The 25,473-nt window shown below is 70.2% G+C and carries 21 protein-coding genes; 13 read left to right on the forward strand and 8 right to left on the reverse strand.

Annotation, left to right across the window (positions count from 1 at the left end):
- The first annotated feature begins 63 nt into the window (after window positions 1–63).
- Window positions 64–1,056 carry a glycoside hydrolase family 6 protein gene (locus ACIRRY_RS37210; protein ID WP_403981875.1) on the forward strand — a complete coding sequence of 331 codons (993 nt, stop codon included), beginning with the start codon at window positions 64–66 and terminating at the stop codon, window positions 1,054–1,056.
- Window positions 1,057–1,085: 29 nt separating this feature from the next.
- Here ACIRRY_RS37210 and ACIRRY_RS37215 read toward each other — a convergent pair whose 3' ends face one another.
- Together ACIRRY_RS37215 and ACIRRY_RS37220 are read right to left on the reverse strand one after the other, a co-directional pair.
- Window positions 1,086–3,041 (reverse strand): galactose oxidase-like domain-containing protein, encoded by a 1,956-nt coding sequence (locus tag ACIRRY_RS37215; RefSeq protein ID WP_403981877.1) that lies wholly within the window; start codon window positions 3,039–3,041, stop codon window positions 1,086–1,088.
- Window positions 3,042–3,044: 3 nt separating this feature from the next.
- Window positions 3,045–4,829 carry a glycosyltransferase family 2 protein gene (locus tag ACIRRY_RS37220; RefSeq protein ID WP_403981880.1) on the reverse strand — a complete coding sequence of 595 codons (1,785 nt, stop codon included), beginning with the start codon at window positions 4,827–4,829 and terminating at the stop codon, window positions 3,045–3,047.
- A 624-nt stretch (window positions 4,830–5,453) separates the two neighbouring features.
- Between ACIRRY_RS37220 and ACIRRY_RS37225 the strand changes: the two genes are divergently transcribed.
- On the forward strand, window positions 5,454–6,425 hold the full coding sequence (locus tag ACIRRY_RS37225) for a phosphotransferase enzyme family protein (RefSeq protein ID WP_403981883.1): 972 nt from the start codon (window positions 5,454–5,456) through the stop codon (window positions 6,423–6,425).
- 733 nt (window positions 6,426–7,158) lie between these two features.
- On the opposite strand, the gene ACIRRY_RS37230 is transcribed toward ACIRRY_RS37225, so the two are convergent.
- Together ACIRRY_RS37230 and ACIRRY_RS37235 are read right to left on the reverse strand one after the other, a co-directional pair.
- Window positions 7,159–7,452 (reverse strand): MTH1187 family thiamine-binding protein, encoded by a 294-nt coding sequence (locus tag ACIRRY_RS37230; RefSeq protein WP_403981885.1) that lies wholly within the window; start codon window positions 7,450–7,452, stop codon window positions 7,159–7,161.
- Entirely contained in the window at window positions 7,449–7,793 is a 345-nt protein-coding gene (locus ACIRRY_RS37235; protein WP_403981887.1) for a DUF3817 domain-containing protein, read from the reverse strand. The genes ACIRRY_RS37230 and ACIRRY_RS37235 overlap by 4 nt, the downstream gene beginning before the upstream one ends.
- Window positions 7,794–7,965: 172 nt before the next feature.
- On the opposite strand from ACIRRY_RS37235, the gene ACIRRY_RS37240 reads away from it, so the two are divergent.
- From ACIRRY_RS37240 to ACIRRY_RS37260, 5 genes are all read left to right on the forward strand, one after another.
- The gene (locus ACIRRY_RS37240; RefSeq protein WP_403981890.1) at window positions 7,966–8,295 is read left to right on the forward strand and encodes a DUF6191 domain-containing protein; all 330 of its coding nucleotides are present in this window, start codon (window positions 7,966–7,968) and stop codon (window positions 8,293–8,295) included.
- 89 nt (window positions 8,296–8,384) lie between these two features.
- Window positions 8,385–9,017, forward strand: a complete 633-nt coding sequence (locus ACIRRY_RS37245; protein WP_403982021.1) for an AIM24 family protein — start codon at window positions 8,385–8,387, stop codon at window positions 9,015–9,017.
- A 1-nt stretch (window position 9,018) separates the two neighbouring features.
- Window positions 9,019–9,669, forward strand: a complete 651-nt coding sequence (locus ACIRRY_RS37250; RefSeq protein ID WP_403981892.1) for an AIM24 family protein — start codon at window positions 9,019–9,021, stop codon at window positions 9,667–9,669.
- Window positions 9,666–10,463: an AIM24 family protein gene (locus tag ACIRRY_RS37255; RefSeq protein WP_403981895.1), complete on the forward strand. Its 798-nt coding sequence runs from the start codon at window positions 9,666–9,668 to the stop codon at window positions 10,461–10,463. The genes ACIRRY_RS37250 and ACIRRY_RS37255 overlap by 4 nt, the downstream gene beginning before the upstream one ends.
- A 92-nt stretch (window positions 10,464–10,555) precedes the next feature.
- Window positions 10,556–11,032 (forward strand): MarR family transcriptional regulator, encoded by a 477-nt coding sequence (locus ACIRRY_RS37260; protein ID WP_329257547.1) that lies wholly within the window; start codon window positions 10,556–10,558, stop codon window positions 11,030–11,032.
- A 151-nt stretch (window positions 11,033–11,183) separates the two neighbouring features.
- Here ACIRRY_RS37260 and ACIRRY_RS37265 read toward each other — a convergent pair whose 3' ends face one another.
- The 3 genes from ACIRRY_RS37265 to ACIRRY_RS37275 form a co-directional block, all read right to left on the reverse strand.
- A complete protein-coding gene (locus ACIRRY_RS37265) occupies window positions 11,184–12,416 on the reverse strand; it encodes an MFS transporter (protein WP_403981897.1) in 1,233 nt (410 codons plus the stop codon).
- A 123-nt stretch (window positions 12,417–12,539) separates the two neighbouring features.
- Window positions 12,540–13,496 carry a methylmalonyl Co-A mutase-associated GTPase MeaB gene (meaB, locus tag ACIRRY_RS37270; protein ID WP_403981899.1) on the reverse strand — a complete coding sequence of 319 codons (957 nt, stop codon included), beginning with the start codon at window positions 13,494–13,496 and terminating at the stop codon, window positions 12,540–12,542.
- Between the two features lie 43 nt (window positions 13,497–13,539).
- Complete coding sequence (locus ACIRRY_RS37275; protein ID WP_403981901.1) at window positions 13,540–14,742, reverse strand: acetyl-CoA C-acetyltransferase; 1,203 nt, start codon at window positions 14,740–14,742, stop codon at window positions 13,540–13,542.
- Window positions 14,743–14,891: 149 nt separating this feature from the next.
- Between ACIRRY_RS37275 and mce the strand changes: the two genes are divergently transcribed.
- The 3 genes from mce (at window position 14,892) to ACIRRY_RS37290 (ending at window position 20,519) form a co-directional block, all read left to right on the forward strand.
- Complete coding sequence (gene mce / locus ACIRRY_RS37280) at window positions 14,892–15,332, forward strand: methylmalonyl-CoA epimerase (RefSeq protein ID WP_019060751.1); 441 nt, start codon at window positions 14,892–14,894, stop codon at window positions 15,330–15,332.
- A gap of 209 nt (window positions 15,333–15,541) precedes the next feature.
- Window positions 15,542–19,390, forward strand: coding sequence for a polarized growth protein Scy (scy, locus tag ACIRRY_RS37285; RefSeq protein WP_403981904.1), 3,849 nt, complete (start codon window positions 15,542–15,544; stop codon window positions 19,388–19,390).
- A 193-nt stretch (window positions 19,391–19,583) separates the two neighbouring features.
- A complete protein-coding gene (locus ACIRRY_RS37290; protein WP_033285426.1) occupies window positions 19,584–20,519 on the forward strand; it encodes a cellulose-binding protein in 936 nt (311 codons plus the stop codon).
- 52 nt (window positions 20,520–20,571) lie between these two features.
- Here the strand turns inward: ACIRRY_RS37290 and ACIRRY_RS37295 are convergent, their stop codons facing one another.
- Window positions 20,572–21,138 carry a TetR/AcrR family transcriptional regulator gene (locus ACIRRY_RS37295; RefSeq protein ID WP_403981906.1) on the reverse strand — a complete coding sequence of 189 codons (567 nt, stop codon included), beginning with the start codon at window positions 21,136–21,138 and terminating at the stop codon, window positions 20,572–20,574.
- A 98-nt stretch (window positions 21,139–21,236) separates the two neighbouring features.
- Between ACIRRY_RS37295 and ACIRRY_RS37300 the strand changes: the two genes are divergently transcribed.
- The 3 genes from ACIRRY_RS37300 to ACIRRY_RS37310 are packed head-to-tail and all read left to right on the forward strand — an operon-like array spanning window position 21,237 to window position 24,342.
- On the forward strand, window positions 21,237–22,583 hold the full coding sequence (locus tag ACIRRY_RS37300; RefSeq protein WP_403981908.1) for an MDR family MFS transporter: 1,347 nt from the start codon (window positions 21,237–21,239) through the stop codon (window positions 22,581–22,583).
- A gap of 9 nt (window positions 22,584–22,592) precedes the next feature.
- Window positions 22,593–23,570 (forward strand): ABC transporter ATP-binding protein, encoded by a 978-nt coding sequence (locus tag ACIRRY_RS37305; RefSeq protein WP_403981911.1) that lies wholly within the window; start codon window positions 22,593–22,595, stop codon window positions 23,568–23,570.
- A gap of 1 nt (window position 23,571) precedes the next feature.
- Window positions 23,572–24,342 (forward strand): ABC transporter permease, encoded by a 771-nt coding sequence (locus ACIRRY_RS37310; protein ID WP_403981913.1) that lies wholly within the window; start codon window positions 23,572–23,574, stop codon window positions 24,340–24,342.
- Window positions 24,343–25,473 lie beyond the last annotated feature (1,131 nt).

A 25,473-nucleotide genomic window follows, 5' to 3' on the forward strand; every position in this document is an offset into this window, starting at 1 on the left:
TGACGGATCGTCCACAATTGCTGACGAATCATCACTTAATGTCCCCTCGCGCAAAGGAGCGGCATGTCCCGGCTGATCCGAACGTTCGCGGTGCTCTCGGTGTTCGGACTGGCGGTGGGCTGTTCGGCCGCGTCCGATATCGACGAGGCCTCCGTCGCCGGTGCCCGGTCCAAGGACCCCGCACACGCCACGTCCTTCTGGGTCGACCCGGCGAGTCCGGCGGCCGAGCAGATCCAGATGTGGGAGCGGGAGGGGCGCACGCAGGACGCCGCACTGCTCAAGCGGATCGCCGAGGAGCCGACCGCGCTGTGGCCGGCCGGGGAGCTCGACCCCGGCCCGGTGATCAGGGCGGCGACCGCGGCGGCACGGCAGGAGGGTCGTACGGCGCTCTTCGTGGCGTACGACATTCCGCACCGGGACTGCGGTCAGCACTCGGCCGGCGGGGCGGCGGACGCGGACGCCTACCGTGCCTGGATCGGCAAGTTCGCCGAGGCGCTGGGGAGTTCGAAGGCGCTGGTCGTGCTCGAACCGGACGCCGTCGCGCACATGGTGGACGGGTGCACACCGGGCGAATACCAGGGCGAGCGGGAGCAGTTGCTGAGCGAGGCGGTCGTCCGGCTGAAGCAGCAGTCCGGTACGAAGGTGTATCTCGACGCGGGCAACCCGGCCTGGATCCAGGACCCTTGGAAGCTCGTGGAGCCGCTCAAGCGGGCCGGTGTCGAGGAGGCCGACGGCTTCTCCCTCAACGTGTCCAACTTCCAGACGGACGCGGTGACGAAGAAGTACGGCGTCCAGTTGTCGAAGGACCTCGGCGGCAAGCACTTCGTCGTCGACAGCAGCCGCAGCGGCAACGGGCCGCTGGCCGGCGCCTGGTGCAACCCGCCGGGCCGCGGCCTGGGCACCCGCCCGACCACCGACACCGGCGAGACCGCCCTGGACGCCTATCTGTGGGTCAAGCGGCCCGGCGCCTCGGACGGTACGTGTGAGGGCGGGCCGGACGCCGGGCAGTGGTGGCCGGAGTACGCCTTGGAGCTGGCGCGCAACTCCAAGGCGTAGCAAGGCAGTTCAGTTCAGCCGGGTCAACTTCACTGCACCTGGATCCACTTGGCCTCCGACGGCGTGCCCTGCGCGTCCGTCACGAACAGCATGTACCAGCCGGGCGGTACCAGCGCCCGGTCGTTCGGTACGTCCACCGTCACCGACTTGCCGTCCTTGACGAGGCCGAGCTCGATGGAACGCTGCTCGACGTCCGTCGTGTGCGTGACCGAACTCGGGCGCATCAGACGGGCCTTGACGACCCGGTCGGGGTGGTCGGTGCGGAAGGTCGCCCGGTGGTGGCGGTCCAGGGTCTCCGGACCGTCCTGGAGTACGGGCCTGTCGCCGCCGTTCTTGTGCAGCGCGGGCGGGGTGAAGATCTCCATGCGCTGCTCGAAGTGGCCCAGTTTGGTGTTGGCCTGGTCGTCGAAGAGCGGGTCGGAGCCGAAGGTGACGACCCGGCCGTCGGGCAACAGCAGTGCCTCGGAGTGGTAGTTGCGGCCGACCATCGGGGCGGCGGCCTCACGGAAGGCGTTGCCCTTCGGGTCGTAGAACTGCGCCTTGAAGATGTTGCTGGCGCTGCGGCCGCGGTAGTCGGAGGAGCCGTTGGTGGTGAAGACCGAGTCGTCCGGCATGATCACGCTGTTCAAGTACCGCGTGCCCTGCGGGAGATCGGGGCCGTCCTTGAAGACGGGGCTGTCCTGCTTGAGGTCGACGACCGCCGTGCGCGGGGTCGACTTCTTGGACTCGCCGACGCCTCCGCCGCCGAGGATCATCACCTTCTGGTCCTGGGCGGGCGGCAGCAGGAGGGAGGAGGAGGTCTCGGTCTCCTCGGGGTCGCGCAGCCCGGCGACCTTGGTGAACTTGTTGGTCTTGAGGTCCCAAAGTCCGGCCTCGCGGCCCTTGTTGGCGGGACCGTAGCCCGCGTTGGAGGCCGGGTAGAAGAGCTTGCCGCCCTTGGTGAGGAACAGGGCCGGGTAGGTGGGGAAGTAGCGCTTGGGGCCCGGGGTCCACTTCTTGGTCTTCGGGTCGTAGATCTCGTTGTCGCCCTGGTCGATGACGCCGACGTCGTCGAGCCCGGAGACGGCGAGGACGCGGCCGTCGTCGAGGCCGACGAGGGTCGGGTACCAACGGGCCTTCTCCATCGGGTCGACGGCGATGTACCGCTCGGCCTTCGGGTCGAACTCGTAGGCGGCGCGGATGCCTTGGTAGTCCTGCTTCTCCAGGGTGATCTTCTCGGAGAGGCCGTACGTGTTGTTCGCGTCGATGCCCTTGAGGCCGACGACGTCGTACTGCGCCTGCTTCTCGGTGACCGACATCGGGCCCGCCTCGGTGGCCTCGACGAAGACCCGGACCTCGCTCGCGGTGACCTTGGTCTGCCAGGGCTGCATCACACCGCGGGCGTTGTACGTCACCTTGAAGTCGCGCTTGGCCTTGGGGACGGTGACGTCGAACCTGGTGACGTAGTCGACGCCGGCCGGTGAGCGGAAGACGGTGCCCTTCTTGAGGAACATCGGCTTGTTGGGGTTCTCGTTCTTCACGCGCATACCGCCGCCCGCGCGCTTGACCTCGCCGTCGAGGAGTTCGTAGCGGGCGGTGCCGCCGGCCACCAGCAGGTTGCCGCTGGGGAGTTGGCTGTGTCCGCCGCAGAAGAAGTCGACCGGGGTGGGGATCTTCTTGAAGGTGTTGGCCTTCGGGTCCCACAGGACGGTGTCGAAGGAACCGGCGTTGAACTTCTTCTGCTCGTTGCCGGAGCCCGCGACGAGCAGCACCTTGCCGGTGTGCAGCAGCGAGGCGTGGATGGCGTTGGTGCGGTACTCCTTCGGGATGTCGATCTGGTCCCAGGAGCCGTACTTGGCCATGTAGCCGGGCCGGGTGATCTTGTACTCGTGGTACTGCTCACCGGCGAAGTCGAGGGCGGCCGGGGCGTTGAGACCGGCCAGGACGGCGATGCCGCCGATGCCGAGGACGGTCTTCCTGGTTTTCTGGGACGGCTGGTACGCCATGGTCTAGTTGCCCCCTGTCGTGGTGCTGGAGACGGACGGACCGGCCCCGGTGGTGGCGAGCGCGGGCTCGGCGGTGTCGACGGTGCGCGCGCCGCCGAGCAGCGCGTGCCGCTCCCGGCGCTCCTTGACCAGCGAGCCGACCCAAACACCAATCGGCGCAAGGGAGATGACCATCGCGAGGACCGCCCAGGTGCGCATGGCCGCGTGGGTGTGGTCGAGGATCACCGAGGCGGCCAGCGAGGTCGCCAGGAGGATCGCCCAGAAGAGATGGATGCGGAAGGTCATCACCCGGTCCGGGCTGGCGTCGCCGCCCTTGGGGGTGACGACGAACCGGCTCGGCCGACGGATCAGCGCCTCACCGAAGGACTTGAGGTAGATCGGCGCGGAGAGCGCGGACATCGCCATGCCCGCGAGACCGCCCGAGCCCTCGGGTTCGTGCGGGGAGACGTTGTGCCGCCGGTTCCAGAGGTACAGCCCGATCTGAAGCGCGGCGGCATCGCTGTAGAGCATCAGCCAGACCGACGCGGCGACCTGCGTGCCGGAGGCCCCGAACCACAGGAACAGGAAGCAACTCATGATGCCCAGCAGCCAGTTGACGGCCGTCATCGGGTAGTAGACGAGCATCATCGTGTACGAGAACAGCCGCCCGGGAGGCATCGTGAACGGTGCCTTCCAGTACTGCTTGATGAGCGTCTCGTACGTGCCGCGCGACCACCGCATCTGCTGCGTGAAGAAGTCGGTCCAGGAGGCCGGCCCCTCCCCCACGGCGAGCACGTCCGGGGTGTAGACGGACCGCCAGTGCGTCCGGGTCACCGGGTTGCGGTGCCGGTGGAGTTCGAAGCCGGTGGCCATGTCCTCCGTGATGGAGTCGTACAGCCCGCCGATCTGTTTGACGGCGGCGATCCGTACGACGTTGTTGGTGCCGACGAACATGGGGGCGCGGTAGCGGTTGCCCGCGCGCTGGATCAGCGCGTGGAAGAGGAACTGCTGCGACTCGGCGGCCTTGGTGACGGGGTTGTGGTAGTTGCCGTACACCTGCGGTCCCACGACGAAGGCGATGTCCGGGTCGCGGAAGTAACCCATCATCCGCTCAAGGAAGTTGGGGAGTGGGACGTGGTCGGTGTCGACGGAGGCGAAGAACTCGTAGTCGCCGCCGTGCATCGCGATCCAGGCGTTGTAATTCCCGTGCTTCGTACGGGCCTTGTGGACGCCCTTGGGACGGTTCCACTCCGGGACGCCGTGCCGCGTGAAGTGCCGTACGCCCAACTCGGCGCACAGCGCCTTGGCCTGCTCGTCGTCGCCTTCGTCGAGGAGCCACACGTCGACGGGTCCGGTATGGGTCACCCTGACCGCGCCTTCGAGCGTCGCGCGGACCATGGACAGCGGTTCCTTGCCCGGGACGTACGTCGTGAGGAAGGCGACGCGGGTGCCGGCCTCGGGGACGACGGGGATCGGGTCGCGGGCGACCAGCGTGGCGTGGGCGACGGAGGCGACGTTGACGACCATGAACAGCTCGATGAGGCCGATGGCTATCAGCATCGCGACGTCCAGCCCGACCATCCACTCCTGACCGCCCTCGCGCTCGACCCAGTGGGTGGGCCAGACGAGATAGACGAGGAGGGCGGCGGTGAGCACCGGGGCGAGGCACATCAGGAGGACAGCGCGTATTCGGTGGGGCTCGCGCGAGAGGAGCGAGGTGTACTGCACCTGGTACGACCCACCGGACGGCTCGGTGAGCGGCCCGGCCAGTCGGCTGTAGGTGTCGTAGTCGTAGCCCTCCGGCCGCACAGCGCCCTCCAATGATTGAGGAGTGATCGACGCCCGGGGACCGCCGCAACCCTTGGGTTCCGAAGATCGACCGGGCCGATAACCACACACAAGTGGAGAATTGATGGCGTGTCGAACTGGGTGCGTCCAGGTGGGTGGGGGTTGCCTCCGGCGGCGGAGCGGGGGGAGCTTCCGGGGGTCGGCGAGCGAGTGGCTGATGTTGGCGGGGGCGAGGCGTTGGGGTCGGGGGGGGGGCGGGGCGGCGGAGTCGGGCGGGCGGAGCGTCGAGGGAGCGGGGCGTCGAGGGAGCGGGGCGTCGGGGGAGCGGGGGGACGGGCATCGGAGCGAGCGGTGTCGATGGCGGTCTCCGGTCGCCGCGAACCGAGGCCGCTCTCGGGGCCGCTCGCGAGGTGGGCAGCAGCGCGGCGGGCACGCACGGCACCGCAGCACGGCAGGCACGCACGGCAGCGGCGTTGCCGTGTGCCGGGACCGGGCGGAGCCGTGGAGGAACCTTCCCCGACAGCGACCCGCTTGCGGTGTGTTTGCGGCTCGGTTGCGGCCCGTTTGCGGGAAAGGGCGATGGGGCGGTGCGCGGCGGCCGAAGATCGAGTTCAGACCTCGCCATCACTTCGGAAGGGCATCTCCATGCACGACGCGGCCGACACCATCGCCGATACCTACCGACTCGGCGCAGGCCCCTGGACGATGACACCGGTCACCCGGGGCGCGCTGGGGCAGATCTGGAAGCTGTCCGGCACCGGTTCCTCCTGGGCGGTCAAGGAACTCCTCTTCGGCTGTGACGAGGAACAGGTCCGCCGGGAGGCCGCGTTACGGCAGGCCGCCGAGGACCTGGGCATCGCGTCACCGCGGCTCATGTCCCCGCGCGAGGGCTCGCACGTGTCCCACCTGGACAGCGGCTCCCCCATCAAGCTGTACGACTGGATCGACGGCACCCGCGCGGACGCGTCCGACCCGGACGTCCTGGACTGGTTCGGGCGGACCATGGCGCTGCTGCACCGGGCGGGAGAGGGCGAGAGCGAGCCGCCGGGCGACTGGTACGAGCGGTGCCCGCAGGACGCCGAGTGGGAGGAGCTGCACGGGAAGGTACGGCGGGCCGGGCTGCCGTGGGCGGACGCGCTGGGCCGGTTCATCGCCACCCCCGCACGGGAGTTGGCGCACTGGGTGACCCCGTCCGACCCCGGCGGCCTGGTGACGTCCCACCTCGACCTGCAACCCCAGAACGTCCTCGTCGGGCCGGCCGGTCCCGTCCTCCTCGACTGGGACAACGCCGGATCCGCTTCGGCGGAACGGGAGTTGGCCCGCGCCCTGTTCGTGTGGTCGTGCGGGAACGAGGGGCGCGTCGAGGCCGGGGTGCGGGTGGCCCGGGCCTACCGGAACGCCGGGGGGCGTGCCGTCGTACAGGGTCCGCGGTCCTTCTCGATGCTCTTCGCGACCGACCTCAACTACGTGTACGTCCAGGCGGAATGCGCGATCGACCCGACGGTGACGCCGGAACAACGGGAGTTCGCGAGCGGCCAGGTCGTCGCCGCGCTGGGGCGGGTGCCGGACCTGGCGGTGGTGGCGCGGTTGAGTGCGGCGGTGGAAGGGGTGCGGTGAGCAACCGCGGTGTGGTGGAGGGGAGTTGGCGGTGACGGTGCTGGTGCCGGTGTGGGGAGCGGCTCCCGGCGTGGGGAAGTCGACGCTGTGCGCCGGGCCAGCCCGATCGCTCGCCGGTGCGGGGGTGCGGGTGGATCACTTCTGTGAGAAGGAGATCCCGACCCGGCCTCAATTCGCCTAGGTGACCGAGGAGTTCGAGGCGACGGAAGCGGTCGGGCCGGAGACTCCGCTATCGGCGACGGCACGCTTCGTGGAGTCGGTCGTGGCGCGCGGCGACGACGCGGTGATCGCGGCCGCGCCGGCACCGTTCGTGCCGACCTTGCTCGCCGATGGGGCACAGCGAAAAGGTGATCGACGCGTTCATGGCCGACCTCACCAGGCGCCGCCCCGGGTCCGTCCGACAGGGATACCGGGGGCACTGTCTCGTGCCGGCGAGCGAGAGGGGCCGCGGTCGCCGGAGTGGCACTTCGTAAAACTCGCCGCGCACAAGGCGAGCCCGCCCGCGGCCGACCCCGGCCGCCCCCGGCCGACCCGTCGTCGGCAATGACGCTCGACATGGTGCGCCGGCACGGTCGGCGCCGCAGGGCAGGGTCTTCAACCCCGACTCCCCCGACCACTCCGGCTCCAGCTCCGACTCCGGCTACGGCTCCGGCTCCGGCTACGGCTACGGCTACGGCTACGGCTACGGCTACGGCTACGGCTACGGCTACGGCTACCGTCGGCGACCCCCGCGCTACTCCGCCAGATGCCGCTCGACCGTCTCCACCTTGGACGTGAGGCCGTCCGTCACGCCGGGGCGGATGTCCGCCTTGAGGACGACGGAGACGCGCGGGGCGCGGGCCTCGACGGCGGCGACGGCGCGCTTGACGACGTCCATGACCTCGTCCCACTCGCCCTCGATGCTGGTGAACATCGCGTCGGTGCGGTTGGGCAGGCCCGATTCGCGGACGATGCGGACGGCGTCGGCGACGTACTCCCCCACGTCCTCGCCGACACCGAGCGGTGTCACGGAGAAGGCGACGATCATGCGTTCACGATCCCTTCGTTACGGGCGCGGGAGGCGATGACCGCGTTCTCGGACTCGCGCTTGAGCTTGCGCTCGGCGAAGAAGCCGCCGGTGGGCAGCACGGAGAGGACGAAGTAGAAGGCCGCCGTCTTCGCGCCCCACTTCGTGCGGTTCCAGGCGTCGGCCCAGAAGAGGACATAGAGGACGAAGAGGACGCCGTGGACCATGCCCATCACGGGTACCGCGTTGAAGTCCGTGGTCCGCTTCAGCACCGAGCAGACGAGCAGGAGGAGGAAGGACACGGCCTCGGGGGCCGACACCAGGCGGAGGCGGCGGATGGCGGTGGCGGTCTTGATGTCCACAGGTCACCTTCGGTGAGGGAGACGTCCACAGTTTGTGAACGCGAGCACAAACGTTCACCCATTGTGGCAAACGGCTGAGCACGCCGAGACTGGGGGTCGAGACTGAGGCCGAGACCGCGGTCGAGAGCGCGGCCGAGTCCGAAGGCCCGTCGCCGACATCCCTGGAGTCCCCGTGCAGTTCGTTTTCTTCATGACGCTGCCCGGTCTCGTGGTCCTGCTGACCGCGCTCGCCTTCCTCGACCAACTGCTCCTCAAAGCCGGCCGCGCCGGAATGCTCCCTTGGCGGAACTCCGGGCGGCAGGGCCAGATATCCGCGACCGGCTTCGAGCAGTTGCACGCGAGCCTGTCGCCGGGGAAGCAGACCGAGCTGAAGGAACGGCAGAGCGCGCTGGTGATGCGGGACGACGAGGAGGACGGGGACCCGCCGTGGTCCACGGTCGACCTGAGCGCGGGGACTGCGGTCATCCGGCTGACCACGAAGGCACCCCGCGACACGCTGTAGGTCTGCCCTTAGGGGGCAGGTCAGGGTCGTTCTCCACCCACAGGCCCTGTCCTCGACCGCGCCCGTGCGGTTACCTTCGCACCGTGGCGATGTTTCGACTCCAGGGCAGCAAGGTGCTCGCCGTCGGCATGACCGGGGACGCCGTGAAGGCGAAGAACGGCTCGATGGTCGCGTACGACGGGCAGATGGCCTTCAAGAAGATGAGCGGCGGCGGTGAGGGCATCCGGGGGATGGTGACCCGGCGGCTCACCGGCGAGCAGATGACGGTGATGGAGGTGAGGGGGCAGGGGACCTGCTGGTTCGCGGACCGGGCGTCCGAGATCAACCTCGTGAGCCTCCAGGGCGACAAGCTCTACGTCGAGTCGAGCAACCTGCTCGCGACCGACGCGGGGCTGCGCACGGGCACGACCTTCACCGGACTGCGGGGCGCCTCTCAGGGCAACGGACTGTTCACGACGACCGTCGAGGGCCACGGCCAGGCGGCGATCACGTCGGACGGCCCGGCGGTGGTGCTGCGGGTCAGCCGGCAGTACCCGCTGACCGTCGACCCCGGCGCGTACATCGCGCACCAGGGGAATCTGAACCAGTCCTTCCAGTCCGGTGTGACCTTCCGCACGCTCTTCGGGGAGGGCGGCGGCGAGGCCTTCCAGATCCGCTTCGAGGGGGACGGGCTCGTCTACGTCCAGCCCAGCGAGCGGAACACGATCGCGGGGGACGTGTGACATGGCCTTCACCGAGATCAACTCGAAGATGATCCAGGCCACGGTGATGCCGGGCCAGCGGCTCTACAGCCAGCGCGGCGCGATGCTCGCCTACAAGGGCGACGTCTCCTTCACCCCGAACATCCAGGGCGGCCAGGGGGGTGTGATGTCGATGATCGGGCGGCGGGTGGCGAACGAGGCGACCCCGCTGATGACCGTCGAGGGCAGCGGCACCGTGATGTTCGGTCACGGCGGCCACCACATCCAGATCATTGAGCTCACCGGCGACACCCTCTACGTGGAGGCCGACCGCCTCCTCGCCTTCGAGGGCACCCTCCAGCAGGGCACGATGTTCATGGGCTCGCAGGGCGGCGTCATGGGCATGGTCCGCGGCCAGGTCACCGGCCAGGGCCTGTTCACGACGACCCTCCAGGGGCGGGGCGCGGTCGCCGTGATGGCCCACGGCGGGGTCTTCGAGGTGCCGATCACCCCCGGCAGACCCGTCCATGTCGACCCGCAGGCCTACGTCGCCCACCACGGCGACGTACGCAACAAGCTGTCCACGGCGCTCGGTTGGCGCGACATGGTGGGCCGGGGCTCCGGCGAGGCGTTCCAACTGGAGCTGAGCGGCAGCGGCGCGGTGTACGTCCAGGCGTCGGAGGAGAAGCTGTGAGCCAGTACGCGGGGTCCGGCCCCACGGTCTACGACCCGATGACCCTGCCGGTCGACGACAACGTCAACAAGTACACCTTCTGCGTGGAGCTCAAGGGGAGCCAGTGGTTCCTGCAGAAGGGCAAGATGATCGCCTACTACGGCTCGATGGAGTTCAACGGCGTCGGGCACGGGCGACTCGACCGACTTGTCCGTACGTCCTTCCATTCGCCTCTGCACGCGAGCGACTGGGTCGTGGCGGAGGGTTCGGGCAAGATGCTGCTCGCCGACCGGGCCTTCGACGTCAATTCGTACGACCTCGAAGACGGCAACCTGACCATTCGCTCAGGCAACCTGCTCGCTTTTCAGCCAACTCTCGCGCTCAAGCAGTCGATCGTTCCCGGTTTTCTGACACTGATCGGCACGGGCAAGTTCGTGGCCGCGTCGAACGGCCCGGTGGTGTTCATGGAACCCCCGATCAGAGTGGACCCACAGGCCCTCGTCGGCTGGGCCGACTGTCCCTCCCCCTGCCATCACTACGACCACTCCTACATGACCGGCCTGATCGGCGGTCTACGTGCGATGACGGGCATCGGCGGGGCCTCCGGGGAGGAGCACCAGTTCGAGTTCGTCGGGGCGGGCACGGTGCTGCTCCAGTCGTCGGAGACCCTCATGGCCGAGCAGGCCACCGGGGTTGTGCCGCACGAGCCAGGGGTACCGGGTGGGGGCGGAGCCCCCACAGGCCCCGCACAGCAAGCGGGCGCACCGCGCCTTCCCGGACAGCTGGGGGACCTCCAGCGTCGCTTCGGGCTGTGAGCGGTAGTCTGCGGAGTGTGACGTCGAACGTGTGCGCGCCGTCACGCCACCCTCACTAGTTCGCCTTTCAACATTTTAGGTAGACTTCATTCATGGAGACCGAGACGGCCACGCGCTGGCTGACCGATGAGGAGCAGTGCGCCTGGCGCACCCACCTGGAGGTCAACAGGCTGCTGACGTACCAACTCGAGAAGGATCTGCAGCCGTTCGGCCTGACGATGAACGATTACGAGATCCTGGTGAATCTCTCCGAGGCGGAGGACGTACGGCTGCGGATGAGCGACCTCGCGGCCGCCACGCTCCAGTCCAAGAGCCGCCTCTCGCATCAGATCACGCGTATGGAGAACGCGGATCTGGTCCGGCGTGAGAACTGCGAGTCGGACCGCCGGGGGCTGTACGCGGTGCTGACCGAGCACGGCCTGGAGACGATGAAGAAGGTCGCGCCCCATCATGTGGCGTCCGTCCGGCGGCACTTCATCGACCTCGTGACACCCGAGGGCCTGTCAGAACTCGACAAAACACTGAAGCCGATCGCGGAACATCTGCGAGGCCAAAGGGGTCGTCCCTAGGCTGAGCGGGAGCGGGACGTCTGGGGGCTCCGCCCCCAGACCCCCGTTCGGCCCTGAAGGGGCCTCGTCCTCAAACGCCGGACGGGCTGAGTAATGCCGGCCTGAGTGAGAGCGGTGCCGCTGCACCCCGAAGCACGACATCGCCCGTCTTTCAGGGGCGCGGGGAACTGCGCGACCAGCCACGACGCACCGGCAGACAGGACACAACCCCCGCACCCCCCGCCACCACCCCCGCGATCACAAAACAAACCCCCACCGGCACCCGCCCAAGAACCAGCCCGGTCACCACAGACCCACCCGAACTCCCCGCATTCACCGCCATGTTGACCCACGCCCCCGCCTGCGTCCGCACCTCCGGCGCAGCCACCTCGTCGGCCAGCAGATACGCGGTCGTCAACGCCGGTGCGACGAAGAACCCCGCACACCCCACCGCCACGGTGAGTGACCACAGCCCGGGCGCAAACCCGGCCGCGACCAACGCCGGCCCGAGCCCCAGCGCCGACAACGCCAGCCGAACCCGCGCGGCCACACGCCAGTTCACCGCACCGTTCAGCAGACCACCGACCGCACTGCCCGCCGACAACGCGGCCAGCACCCAGGGCACGACACCGTCGCCGTACCCCCACTGCTCGGCGGAAGCCATCACCAGCAGGTAGACGGCACTCAGCGCGAGCCCCATCCCGGCGGCCACGACGACCGGGGCGAGCAGCCCGCGGACCCTGGAAAGCCTCAACCCGGGGCCGGCGCCTGCCGGAACGCGTACCCCGGCCAGTGCGGGTGACGTGACGAAGGCGAAGGTTCCGGCGACGATCAGCGCCGCGCTGAGCAGGACACCGGCGGCCGGCGGGGCGACGGTCAGCAGCGCGCCGACCGCCAACGGGCCGACTACGTACAGGAGTTCCTCCGCGACGCCGTCGAGGCTGTACGCGCGCTGCAACAGGCCCCGGTCGCCGACGAGTTCGGCCCACACGGAGCGCATGGTGGGTCCAAGTGGGGGCGCGCACATGCCGGTCAGCGCAGCCACTGCGCCGAGCACCACCTCCGGTGTCCCGGGGCGCCAGGTCACCGCCGCGAGGACGCACAGGAGGCCGCCGTAGAGCAGCGCCATGGGGAGCAGGGCGCGGCGTGGGCCGTGGCGGTCGACCAGGGCCGCGCGCAGGGGCATCAGAAGGACGGCCGCGGCGCCGAAGACGGCCATGACCGTGCCGGCCGCGGCGTACGAGCCGGTGCAGCGGACGACCGCGAGGAGGACGGCCGGGGAGACCGTGCCGTAGGAGAGCCGGCCGGCGAGGGCGGCGGTGAACGTGCGGCGCGCGTACGGGACTTGGAGCACGGCGGCGTACGAAGGGCACGCCGGAGTCGGCGTGGGAGCGGGCGCGGGCATGGGAGAGGTTCCTCAACTGGAGGCATGGGAAGGGGACGCCGGTGTGTGCGGCGTGCCCTATGCCATGAGGAGGAACAACATGTCGGTCAACGTAGCAGCGGCGCAAGGACGTTGACCATCGACTTAGCCCTCCGTGATGCCCGCGATCAGTTCGTCCGCCGCGCGGTACACGTCCAACTCCCCTGCCACCACTCGCTCCGCGAGCGCGCCGACCCGGCGGTCCCCGTGCAGGTCCCCGATGCGGGCGCGCAGGGCCGTCACCGCGATCGTCTCGACCTCGCGGGCGGCGCGGGCCGTGCGGCGTTCCGCCAGGACCCCGTGCTCCTCCATCCACGCCCGGTGCTTCTCCAAGGCTTCCACCACCTCGTCGATCCCCTCCGCGCGGGAGGCGACCGTCTTGACGATCGGGGGGCGCCAGTCGCCGGGGGCGCGGGACTCGCCGAGGCCGAGCATGTGGTTCAGCTCGCGGGCGGTCGCGTCGGCGCCGTCGCGGTCGGCCTTGTTGACGACGTAGACATCGCCGATCTCCAGGATTCCGGCCTTCGCCGCCTGGATGCCGTCGCCCATGCCGGGGGCCAGCAGGACGACGGAGGTGTCCGCCTGCGAGGCGATCTCCACCTCCGACTGGCCGACGCCGACCGTCTCCACCAGGATCACGTCGCAGCCCGCCGCGTCGAGGACGCGGATGGCCTGCGGCGCGGACCAGGCGAGGCCGCCGAGGTGGCCGCGGGTGGCCATCGAGCGGATGTAGACGCCGGGGTCGGAGGAGTGGTCGGACATGCGGACGCGGTCGCCGAGCAGGGCGCCGCCCGAGAACGGCGAGGACGGGTCGACGGCCAGGACGCCGACCCGTCTGCCCTGCTTGCGGTACGCGGTGACGAGGGCGGAGGTCGAGGTCGACTTGCCCACGCCCGGTGATCCCGTGAGGCCCACGACGTAGGCCCCGCCGGTCAGCGGTGCGAGGGCCGCCATGACCTCCCTGAGCTGGGGGGACGCCCCCTCCACCAGGGAGATCAGCCGGGCCACGGCCCGCGGCCGGCCTTCCCTGGCCAGGGCCACCAGCGAGGCGACGTCCTCCATCACAGCTCCGTTCCCTTGCCGACGTACGCGAAAGTACTGCTGCTCAGGCCTTGGGTACCCGCACGATCAGCGCGTCACCCTGACCGCCGCCGCCGCACAGCGCCGCCGCGCCGACCCCGCCGCCACGCCGCTTGAGCTCCAGGGCGAGGTGCAGGACGAGACGGGCGCCCGACATGCCGATGGGGTGGCCCAGGGCGATGGCCCCGCCGTTGACGTTCACCTTTTCCGTGGACACCCCGAGGTCCTTCATTGACTGGACCGCGACGGCGGCGAAGGCCTCGTTGATCTCGATGAGGTCGAGGCTCTCGACCTCCAGGCCCTCCTTCTTCAGGGCGTGCAGGATCGCGTTCGACGGCTGCGACTGGAGGGAGTTGTCGGGTCCCGCCACATTGCCGTGGGCGCCGATCTCGGCGATCCACTGGAGGCCCAGCTCCTGCGCCTTGGTCTTGCTCATCACGACCACGGCCGCGGCACCGTCCGAGATCTGCGAGGAGGTGCCGGCGGTGATCGTGCCGTCCTTGGTGAACGCGGGACGCAGCTTGCCGAGCGACTCGGCCGTGGTCTCCGCGCGGATGCCCTCGTCCTTGCTGAAGAGGACCGGGTCGCCCTTGCGCTGCGGGATCTCGACGGGCGTGATCTCCGCTTCGAAGACACCCTTCTGCTGCGCTGCCGCGGCCCGCTGGTGGGACAGCGCGGCGACCTCGTCCTGCTCGGGACGCAGGATGCCGAGCCGAGTGTTGTGCTTCTCCGTGGACTCGCCCATGGCGATGTTCTCGAAGGCGTCGGTCAGGCCGTCGTGGGCCATCGCGTCGAGCATCTCGATCGCGCCGTACTTGTAGCCCTCACGGGACTTGGGGAGCAGGTGGGGGGCGTTGGTCATGGACTCCTGGCCGCCCGCGACGATCACGTCGAACTCACCTGCACGGATGAGCTGGTCGGCGAGCGCGATGGCGTCGAGGCCCGAGAGACAGACCTTGTTGATGGTGAGCGCGGGGACGCTCATGGGGATGCCCGCCTTGACGGCGGCCTGGCGTGCCGGGATCTGCCCTGCCCCGGCCTGGAGCACCTGGCCCATGATCACGTACTGCACCTGGTCGCCACCGATACCCGCACGGTCGAGGGCGGCCTTGATCGCGAAGCCGCCGAGGTCGGCTCCGGAGAAGGTCTTCAGGGAGCCCAGCAGGCGTCCCATGGGCGTCCGGGCGCCCGCGACGATCACCGAGGTCGTGCTGTTCGTTCCAGACATGAGGTGCGATCCCCTTCCAGCGTGTTTCAGCTGAGGAGTGAACGAGGGTTTACTCGAAATGTACTGAGCGGTAGACCACCGCGTCATCGGGCCGTCGGTGTGATCGCGCGCACGTTGCGTAACCATCCCGCTGGCGCTGCACTACATACATGCTGACGCGAATCGACCACATCGGGATCGCCTGCTTCGACCTCGACACGACCGTCGAGTTCTACCGGGCCACGTACGGCTTCGAGGTGTTCCACTCCGAGGTCAACGAGGAGCAGGGCGTACGCGAGGCCATGTTGAAGATCAACAACACGGACGACGGCGGCGCCTCCTACCTCCAGCTCCTGGAGCCGACCCGCGAGGACTCCGCGGTGGGCAAGTGGCTGGCCAAGAACGGGGAGGGGGTCCACCACATCGCCTTCGGTACGGCGGATGTCGACACGGACTCCGAGGACATCAGGGGGAAGGGCGTACGCGTTCTGTACGAGGAGCCCCGACGCGGCTCCATGGGGTCACGGATCACGTTCCTGCACCCAAAGGATTGCCATGGCGTACTGACAGAACTGGTCACTTCGGCGGCTGTTGAGTCACCTGAGCACTGACCCTCGTACATATGGGCCGGTAGGGTTGGGGTCGGTCGTCGCTCGCAACCAGGACGACCGCATGCCGGGGTCCGGTTTCGGGGGGCGAGCGTCGGGGCAGCAGCCCGTGCTCGGCCGTTGATCTGACACCATTCCCCGGGAGCCCCGTCCGGCGGATGGACGGAGCTCGTTGGAGTAAACCGCGACCAGGGGACGGATGGGACCGCGCAGTGCGGGGCTACGAACGCCAGGAGCGAGAGCCGGCGGCTGACGTCGACCACCTCTCTCGGTTCGAGGCCGAGATGGAGCGGCTGAAGACCGAGCGGGAAAAGGCGATCCAGCATGCCGAGGACCTCGGCTACCAGGTCGAGGTGCTGCGCGCCAAGCTGCACGAGGCGCGCCGCACCCTCATGTCCCGACCGGCTTACGACGGCGGTGACATCGGCTATCAGGCCGAGCAGATGCTTCGTAATGCCCAGGTCCAGGCCGACCAGTTGCGGCAGGACGCCGAGCGGGAGCTGAGCCAGGCCCGCGCGCAGACCCAGCGCATCCTCCAGGAGCACGCCGAGCAGGCCGCGCGCCTCCAGGCGGAGCTGCACCAGGAGGCGGTGACCCGGCGCCAGCAGCTCGACCAGGAGCTGGGCGAGCGCCGGCAGACCGTCGAGTCGCACGTCAACGAGAACGTGGCGTGGGCCGAGCAGCTGCGCGCCCGCTCAGAGTCGCAGGCCCGCCGTCTGGTGGAGGAGTCCCGGACCGAGGCCGACCAGGCGCTCGCCGCCGCCCGTGCCGAGGCCGAGCGGGTCGCCGCCGAGGCCAGGCAGCGGCTGGAGATGGACGCCGAGGCCGCCCGCGCGGAGGCCGAGCAACTCCTGCGCCGCGCCCGTACGGACGCCGAGCGGCTGCTGAACGCGGCCTCCTCGCAGGCCCAGGAGGCCACCGACCACGCCGAGCAGCTCCGCAGCTCCACGGTCAACGAGTCGGACTCCGCCCGCCGCCAGGCCACCGAGATGAGCCGGACCGCCGAGACGCGCATGGCCGAGGCCGAAACCTCACTGCGTGAGGCACGCCTGGAGGCGGAGAAGGTCCTCTCCGAGGCCAAGGACGCCGCGGCCAAGGCGCTCGCGAGCGCCGAGTCGGCCAACGAGCAGCGCACGCGGACGGCGAAGGAGCAGGTCGCCCGGCTGGTCACGGAGGCCACCAAGGAGGCCGAGACCACCAAGTCGGACGCCGATCAGATCGTCGCCGACGCCCAGGCCAAGGCCGACAAGATCGTCGCGGAGGCCGAGGAGAACGCGCGCAGCCTCACCGCCGAGGAGACCGCCTCCCAGCTCGCCAAGGCCGCCCGTACCGCCGAGGACGTTCTCGACAAGGCGTCCGAGGAGGCCAAGAACACCACGAAGGCCGCCGCCGAGGAGGCCGAGCGGATCCGCTCCGAGGCGGAGGCCGAGGCCGACCGGCTGCGCGCCCAGGCGCACGACATCGCCGAGGGCCTCAAGGGCGCGGCGAAGGACGACACCAAGGACTACCGCGCCAAGACGGTCGAGCTCCAGGAGGAGGCGCGCCGGCTGCGCGGCGAGGCCGAGCAGTTGCGCGCCGACGCGGTCGGCGAGGGCGAGCGCATCCGCGCCGAGGCCCGCCGCGAGGCCGTCCAGCAGATCGAGGAGGCGGCCAGGACCGCCGAGGAACTGCTGTCCAAGGCCCGGGCGGACGCCGACGAGCTGCGCCAGACCGCCACCACGGACAGCGAGAAGGTCCGCACGGAGGCCATCGAGCGCGCCACCACGCTGCGCCGGCAGGCCGAGGAGACCCTCGACCGGACCCGCAAGGAGGCCGAGCGGCACCGCTCCGAGGTCATCGAGCAGTCCGAGGGCATCAAGGCCAACGCCGAACAGGCGGCGCTCGACCTGCGGGACGAGACCGAGCGGGCCATAGAGGCACGCCGCGAGGAGGCCGCCGAGGGCCTGACGCGGCTGCACACGGAGACCGAGGAGCGGCTCGCCGCTGCCGAGCAGGCACTCACCGACGCCCGTGAGGAGGCCGAGCGGATCCGCCGCGAGGCCGCCGAGGAGACGGAACGCCTGCGCGGCGAGGCCGCCGACCGCATCCGCTCGCTCCAGGCGCAGGCCGAGACGGAGGCCGACCGGCTGCGCAACGAGGCGGCCGGCGACGCGTCCGCCTCCCGCGCCGAGGGCGAGGCCATCGCCGTACGACTTCGATCGGAGGCCGCGGCCGAGGCCGAGCGGCTCAAGACCGAGGCGCAGGACACCGCCGACCGGGTCCGCGCGGAGGCGCAGGCCGCCGCCGAGCGCCTCGCGATCGAGGCGTCGGAGACGCTGGCCGCCGCCCAGGAGGAGGCCGTACGACGTCGTCGTGAGGCCGAGGAGCTGCTCGGGTCGGCCCGTGAGGAGGCCGGGCAGGAGCGCGAGCGGGCCCGCGAGCAGAGCGAGGAGCTGCTGGCCTCGGCGCGCAACCGCGTGGAGGAGGCGCAGTCCGAGGCGCTGCGGCTGGTCGAGGAGGCCGACCGGCGCGCCACCGAGATGGTGTCGGGCGCCGAGCAGCACGCGCAGCAGGTGCGGGAGTCCGTCGCCGGGCTGCACGAGCAGGCCCAGGAGGACATCCAGGGGATCAGGTCGGCCGCCGAGCACGTGGCGGACCGCACCCGGCGCGAGGCGCAGGAGGAGGCGGACCGGGTCCGCGCCGACGCGTACAGCGAGCGGGAGCGGGCCACCGAGGACGCCAACCGGGTCCGGCGCCGGGCGAACGAGGAGACGGACGCCGCCAAGGCCCTTGCGGAGCACACCGTTTCGGACGCCATCGCCGAGGCCGAGCGGCTGCGGTCGGAGGCCGCCGAGCACGTTCAGCAGGCGCGCACCCAGGCGTCGGACGCGATCGCGCAGGCCGACCAGGACGCGGCGCGGGCCCGGGCGGACGCCCGTGAGGACGCCAACCGGATCCGTTCGGACGCGGCGACGCAGTCCGACACCCTGATCACCGAGGTGACGGCGGAGGCGGAGCGGCTCCAGACGGAGACGATCAACGAGGCCGAGCGGGTGCGCTCGGAGGCCGTGGCCAAGGCCGGGAAGCTGATCTCGGACGCGACCGGGGACGCGGAGCGGCTGCGGGCCGAGGCCGCCGAGACGGTCGGTGCCGCGCAGCTGCACGCCGAGCGGACCCGCGTCGAGTCCACGCGGCTCAAGGCGGACGCCGAGGCGGAGGCGGAGCGGGTCACCACGGCGGCACGCGAGGAGTCCGAGCGGACGCTGGACGAGGCCCGCAAGGAGGCCAACAAACGCCGGACGGACGTCGCCGAGCAGGTCGACACCCTCATCACGGAGACCGCGGCGGAAGCCGACAAACTCCTCAACGAGGCGCAGCAGCAGGCCCAGAAGACGACGGCGGACGCCGAGGCACAGGCCGACTCGATGGTCGGCGCGGCCCGCACCGAGGCCGACCGGCTGGTGTCCGAGGGCACGGTCGAGGGCAACTCCCGGGTGGAGCGGGCCCGTACGGACGCGGACGAGCTGCTGGTCGGCGCGCGCCGGGACGCCACCGCGATAAGGGAGCGGTCCGAGGAGCTGCGCGACCGCATCACGACGGAGATCGAGAACCTGCACGAGCGGGCCCGCCGTGAGTCCGCCGAGACGATGAAGTCGGCCGGCGACCGCTGCGACGCGCTCATCAAGGCGGCGGAGGAGCAGCTCGGCAAGGCGCAGATGAAGGCCAAGGAGCTGGTCTCGGAGGCCAACTCCGAGGCGGGCAAGGTCCGTATCGCCGCGGTGAAGAAGGCCGAGGGTCTCCTCAAGGAGGCCGAGCAGAAGAAGGCCACGCTGATCCGCGAGGCCGAGGAGCTGAAGGTCGAGGCGATCCGCGAGGCCCGCCGCACGGTCGAGGAGGGCAAGCGCGAACTCGACGTGCTGGTCCGCCGCCGCGAGGACATCAACGCCGAGATCTCCCGTGTCCAGGACGTCCTGGAAGCGTTGGAGTCTTTCGAGGCCCCGACAGCGGCCAAGGACGGCGGGGTCAAGGCAACAGCCACCGCGGGCGCAACTCGTTCGGGTGGCAAGTCGGTTGAAGGTTAGTCAAAGCTAGGAACCTCCTGTGAGGTTCGGGCGTTCTGGGGCCTTTGACCCGGTCTTTGGCAAGCGGTCGGACGGTTAGCCACTCAAAAGGGGTGTCATTCTCCAGATCAAACACGCATCCGCTCGATGACACACCGCTTCGGCCCCTAGGATTCCACCTATCACCTCACCGGTCTCATTCGACAGGAACCCCATGAGCGACACTTCCCCCTACGGCTTCGAGCTTGTGCGGCGTGGGTACGACCGCGCTCAGGTGGACGAACGCATCTCGAAGCTCGTCTCCGACCGTGACAGCGCTCTGGCTCGTATCACTGCTCTTGAAAAGCGCATCGAGGAGCTCCACCTCGAAACGCAGAACGCCGCGGCCCAGGTAAGCGACGCCGAGCCGTCGTACGCCGGTCTCGGCGCGCGGGTCGAGAAGATCCTCCGCCTCGCCGAGGAAGAGGCCAAGGACCTGCGCGAGGAGGCCCGGCGCGCGGCCGAGCAGCACCGCGAACTCGCGGAGTCCGCTGCTCAGCAGGTCCGCAACGACGCAGAATCGTTCGCTGCGGAGCGCAAGTCCAAGGCGGAGGACGAGGGCGTCCGGATCGTCGAGAAGGCCAAGAGCGACTCCGCCCAGCTGCGTGGTGAAGCTCAGAAGGACGCCCAGCAGAAGCGCGAGGAGGCCGATGCCCTCTTCGAGGAGACCCGTGCCAAGGCCGCGCAGGCCGCCGCCGACTTCGAGACGAACCTCGCCAAGCGCCGCGAGCAGTCCGAGCGCGATCTGGCGTCGCGTCAGCAGAAGGCCGAGAAGCGCCTCGCGGAGATCGAGCACCGCGCGGAGCAGCTCCGCCTGGAGGCCGAGAAGCTGCGCACGGACGCCGAGCGCCGCGCCCGTCAGACGGTGGAGACGGCTCAGCGCCAGGCCGAGGACATCGTGGCCGACGCGAACGCCAAGGCCGACCGCATCCGTTCGGAGTCCGAGCGCGAGCTGGCCGCCCTGACGAACCGTCGGGACAGCATCAACGCCCAGCTGACGAACGTGCGCGAGATGCTCGCCACGCTCACCGGTGCCGCGGTGGCCGCCGCAAGCTCGCCGGTCGAGGACGAGCCCATCTCCCGTGGGGTTCCGGCTCAGCAGTCCCGGTAAGCAAGCGATTGTCGTAGGGCCGAGGCCCGCATTCCCTTCGGGGGTGCGGGCCTCAGCCGTTGCCGGTCACCAACGGCAGGAACACGTCGTCGACGATCTCCTCCAGCGTCGCGTCCGTGACCGGCCGGTCGCTCAGCACGATCTCGTGGCGCAGGAGGTCGGTGGGCAAAGTGACGATCCGTTCGGGGAGGTCGGCGGTGGGCACCTCGCCACGCTCGGCGGCCCGCTCCAGCACCGTCGTCATGACGCCGTGCATGATCTCGACTGCTTCCGGCTTCCGGTCGCCCGCCTCGGCCATCAGGCCGTGGACGACCTCCGGGCCGAGTTCGCGCTGCCGCTCGGACATCAGCCGGAGCACGGCGAGGACGTCCGCACGCAGTGAGCCGGTGTCCGGGGCCCGGTCCGCGATGGACCCGCCGTGGTGGCGCATGGCGGCGATGACGAGGTCCGCGCGGTTGCGCCAGCGACGGTAGAGGACCTGCTTTCCGGTACGGGCCCGGGCGGCGACGCCCTCCATCGTGAGCCTGGTGTACCCGACCGCCGTCAGCTCGGCCCAGGCGGCGTCCAGGATGTCGGCCTCCAGGGCGGCACCCCGCCGCCGTGTGCCCTCCTCGGTCATCCGCACACCTCCGTTAAGAGACCTTGCGTCTCCAATCCCGGGCAGCCTATCGTCCTCTTTGGAGACGCACCGTCTCTTAATCTCCGGGAGAGATCCGCATGCCCAAGGAACGCCTCGACCCCGCCGTCCGCAAACTCTCCGGCATCCTCGTCCTCGGCGCCCTCGCCCCACTCCTCGACAGCACGATCGTCTCCATATCCCTGCACACACTGGGCCACGACCTCGGCGCGTCGACGGCGAGCCTGCAATGGGTCAGTACGGCCTACCTCCTCGCCCTCGCGACGGTCGTCCCGGTCTCCGGCTGGGCGGTCGAGCGCTACGACTCCCGCCACGTCTGGCTGAGCGCACTGACCCTCTTCCTCGCCGGATCCCTCCTCTGCGGGCTCGCCTGGAACATCGGCTCGCTGATCGCCTTCCGGGTCCTCCAGGGCATCGGCGGCGGCCTGCTCCTGCCCGTGCTCCAGACCCTGGTGATGCGGGCCGCCGGCGGCCGCAACCTCGGCCGCCTGATGGCGGCGATCACCCTGCCCGCCATGGTCGTACCGATCCTCGGCCCGGTCGTCGGCGGCCTGATCGTCGGTCACCTCAGCTGGCGCTGGATCTTCTACGTCAACCTGCCCGTCTGCCTCCTCGCCCTCGCCCTGGCCTGGCGCGGCGTCCCGAAGGACACCCCCCGCCCCGGCCACCACCTGGACCTGACCGGCCTCCTGCTCCTCTCCCCCGGCCTCGCCACCCTGGTCTACGGCCTGTCCGAGACCGGCGTAGCCCGCGCGAGCGCGATCCCCGTGGGCGCCGTACTGATCGCCCTGTTCGCCCGCCACGCACTGCGCGCCCGCGAACCCCTCGTAGACCTCCGCCTGTTCCAGGACCGCGCGTTCGCCGTCTCCTCGATCCTGACGTTCCTGAACGGCCTCGCCCTGTTCGGCGGGATGTTCCTGCTCCCCCTCTACTACCAACAGGCGCGCGGCGAGGGCGTGATCGCGGCCGGGCTGCTGCTGGCGCCGCAGGGCCTGGGCAGCCTGCTGGCCCGGGTCACCGGACCGCTCACCGACCGGCTCGGACCGCGCCCGGTCGTGGTGTCGGGCATGCTCCTCTGCGCTCTCGGCACCCTCCCCTTCCTCTTCCCGGATCCCGGCGGCGCGCTGCTCGCCGTCGCCCTGGTCGTGCGCGGACTCGGGGTGAGCGCGGCCAACATGGCGGTCATGGTGGGCGCCTACCAGGGGCTCGACCGGGCCCGCATCCCGCACGCGAGCACCAGCATCCGGATCGTGCAGCAGCTCGGCGGCGGCGTCGGCACCGCCGTCCTGGCGACGGTCCTCGCGCACGGCCACGGCAGCACCGCTTTCCCGCACGCGTTCGGCTGGGCGACGGCGTTCACCGTTGTTGCCTGCGCCGTCGGACTCTGTTTGCCCGTCCGGGTGGCATCAGCCCAACAGCGGTCCTAACGTGGCCGCATGATCGAGCTCGAGGGGCTGACCAAGCGGTACGGCGACAAGGTGGCGGTGAACAACCTCACCTTCGCCGTGAGACCCGGCATCGTCACGGGCTTCCTCGGCCCGAACGGCGCCGGCAAGTCGACGACCATGCGCATGATGCTCGGGCTCGACCGGCCGACCTCCGGTGACGTACGCATCGACGGCCAGCACTACGACCAGCTCACGGACCCGCTGACGTACATCGGCGCCCTCCTCGACGCCAAGGCCATGCACGGTGGCCGCAGCGCCTTCAACCACCTGCTGTGCCTGGCACAGAGCAACGGCATCTCGAAGGCCCGCGTGCACGAGGTCCTGGACACCGTCGGGCTGACGGCCGTGGCGAAGAAGAAGGCCAAGGGATTCTCGCTGGGCATGGGCCAGCGGCTCGGCATCGCGGGCGCGCTGCTGGGCGACCCACGCATCCTCATGTTCGACGAACCGGTCAACGGGCTCGACCCCGAGGGCATCCACTGGATCCGCAACCTGATGAAGTCCCTTGCCGCGCAAGGCCGTACGGTATTCGTCTCCTCGCACCTGATGAGCGAGATGGCGCTGACGGCCGATCACCTCGTCGTCATCGGCCAGGGCCGGCTCCTCGCGGACACGTCCATGGCGGACTTCATCCAGCAGAACTCGCGGTCGTACGTCCGGATCCGCACCCCGCAGCGGGAGCGGCTGCTCGACGTGCTGCACCAGGCCGGGATCACGGTGGTCGAGTCCGGCAGCGGGGTGCTTGAGGTCGACGGGGGCAAGTCCGAGCAGATCGGTGAGCTCGCCGCGTCGCACCAGCTCGTGCTGCACGAGCTGAGTCCCCAACAGGCCTCCCTGGAGGAGGCGTTCATGCAGTTGACCGCGGAGTCGGTGGAGTACCACGCGCATTCCGACACACCCCCCGCGCTCCCCGCGGCACCTGGCGCGGGGCAGCAGGGCTGGGGCGACGGCTGGAAGAAGGACTGACATGGCGGCGACCCAGGTCATCCGTTCCGAGTGGACGAAGATCCGCTCCGTGGCATCGACGGTATGGACCCTGTCCCTCGCCCTGGTGGTGACGATCGGGCTGGGCATGCTGATCTCGGCGCTGTCGAAGAACCAGTTCAACGACATGAGCGAGAAGGACAAACTCTCCTTCGACCCGACGTTCATCAGCTTCGCCGGGATGAGTCTCGGGCAGCTCGCGATGATCGTGTTCGGGGTGCTCGTCGTGTCGAACGAGTACAGCACCGGCATGATCCGCACCTCGCTGGCGGCGGTCCCGCAGCGCGGCACCTTCCTTTTCGGCAAGATCGCGGTGGCCACCGGGCTCTGTCTCGCCGTCGGCCTGGTGACCAGCTTCGTCACGTTCTTCCTCGGCCAGGCGATGCTCGGCTCCCACAGGGCGGAGATCGGCGACCCGGGCGTCCTGCGCGCGGTGATCGGCGGCGGCCTCTACATGACCCTGATCGCGATGTTCTCCATGGGCATCGCCTCGATGCTCCGCTCACCGATGCTGTCCCTCGGCATCCTGATGCCCTTCTTCTTCCTGATCTCCAACATCCTCGGCAACGTCTCCGCCACGAAGAAAATCGGCCAGTACCTCCCCGACCAGGCCGGCAGCAAGATCATGCAGGTGGTCACCCCGGTAGACGACTCAGCACCGTACGGCCCATGGGGCGGCTTCGGAATCATGGCCCTGTGGGTGGCAGCTGCCCTGCTCGGCGCATACGTACTGCTGAAGCGGCGCGACGCGTAGGGCTCCGCCGGTTGATCGGTTCGGGGGGGCGTGGGCGGGGCTGGATAACGGGGACCGGGCGGGGCGCAATGCGTTCAGCGGGGCGCGATGCCTTCGACGGCGCGGCGACGGGCACGGCGGCATCTGCGGGCGACGCGGGCTGGCTACACGACGGGGTCACCGGCACGAATCGCGGGATACCAGCGGCGCCGGGCAGGGCGCGCGAAGCCCGATACCTTCGGCCGCACGGCAGCTGGGACACCAACGACGCAAAGAGGCCGCCCGCCGCACGAACCGCAGGACATCAGCGACGCCCGAGCGAGGCCCGCGAGCGGAGTCCGGTGCCTTCAGCCACACGACAGCGGAGACACCGGCATCGGCGAGCGGCGCAGACTGGCTACGCGACGGGGCCGCCCGCACCCAATCACGGGATACCAGCGGCGCCGGGCAACGCGCCGCGAGCGAGGCCGCCCTTCGGCCGCACGACGGCGGACGCCGACATCAGCGACCGCCGTCGGCGACGCGAAGGGGCCGCCCGCACGAACCGCAGGACATCAACGGCGCCCGAGCGAGGCCCGCGAACGAGGACCAATGCCTTCGACCGCACGACAGCGGAGACGCCGGCGTCAGCGGGCGGCGCCGAGACGCGAAGGAGCCGCCCGCACGAACTGCGGGCGGGACACGCGAGCGAGGCCCGATGCCTTCAGCCGCACGACGGTGAGGACGCAGGCATCGGCGGGCGGCGCGGCCTACGCGAAGGAGCCGCCCGCACGAACTGCGGGCGGGACACGCGAGCGAGGCCCGATGCCTTCAGCCGTGCGGCAGCGGGGACGCCGACATCGGCGACCGTCGCGCCGACGGCGCTGCGGGAGGCGTCGTGCGCGGAGTCGTTCGATTGCGCGGGAGACGGCGTGTGAGGACACCGCCGTCGAGGCGCCTCGCACCGCACCGCCCTCACCCGAGCACCCCACGCACCCGCACCCGCCGACGTACGCGAGCGGGTCGTGGCGGTACGGCGAGCCCGTCGCATAGCTGGTCCCCGCCCGTTCGACTGTGGCAGCGGGCGGAGGAGCGCGACCAGCGGCGGGCTCGCCGTACCGACACGACCCCGACGCCCCCACCGGTCCGATGCCGGGACGAAAACGCCGGGTG

The sequence above is a fragment of the Streptomyces sp. NPDC101776 genome (genome assembly GCF_044766845.1).
Lineage (GTDB): Bacteria > Actinomycetota > Actinomycetes > Streptomycetales > Streptomycetaceae > Streptomyces.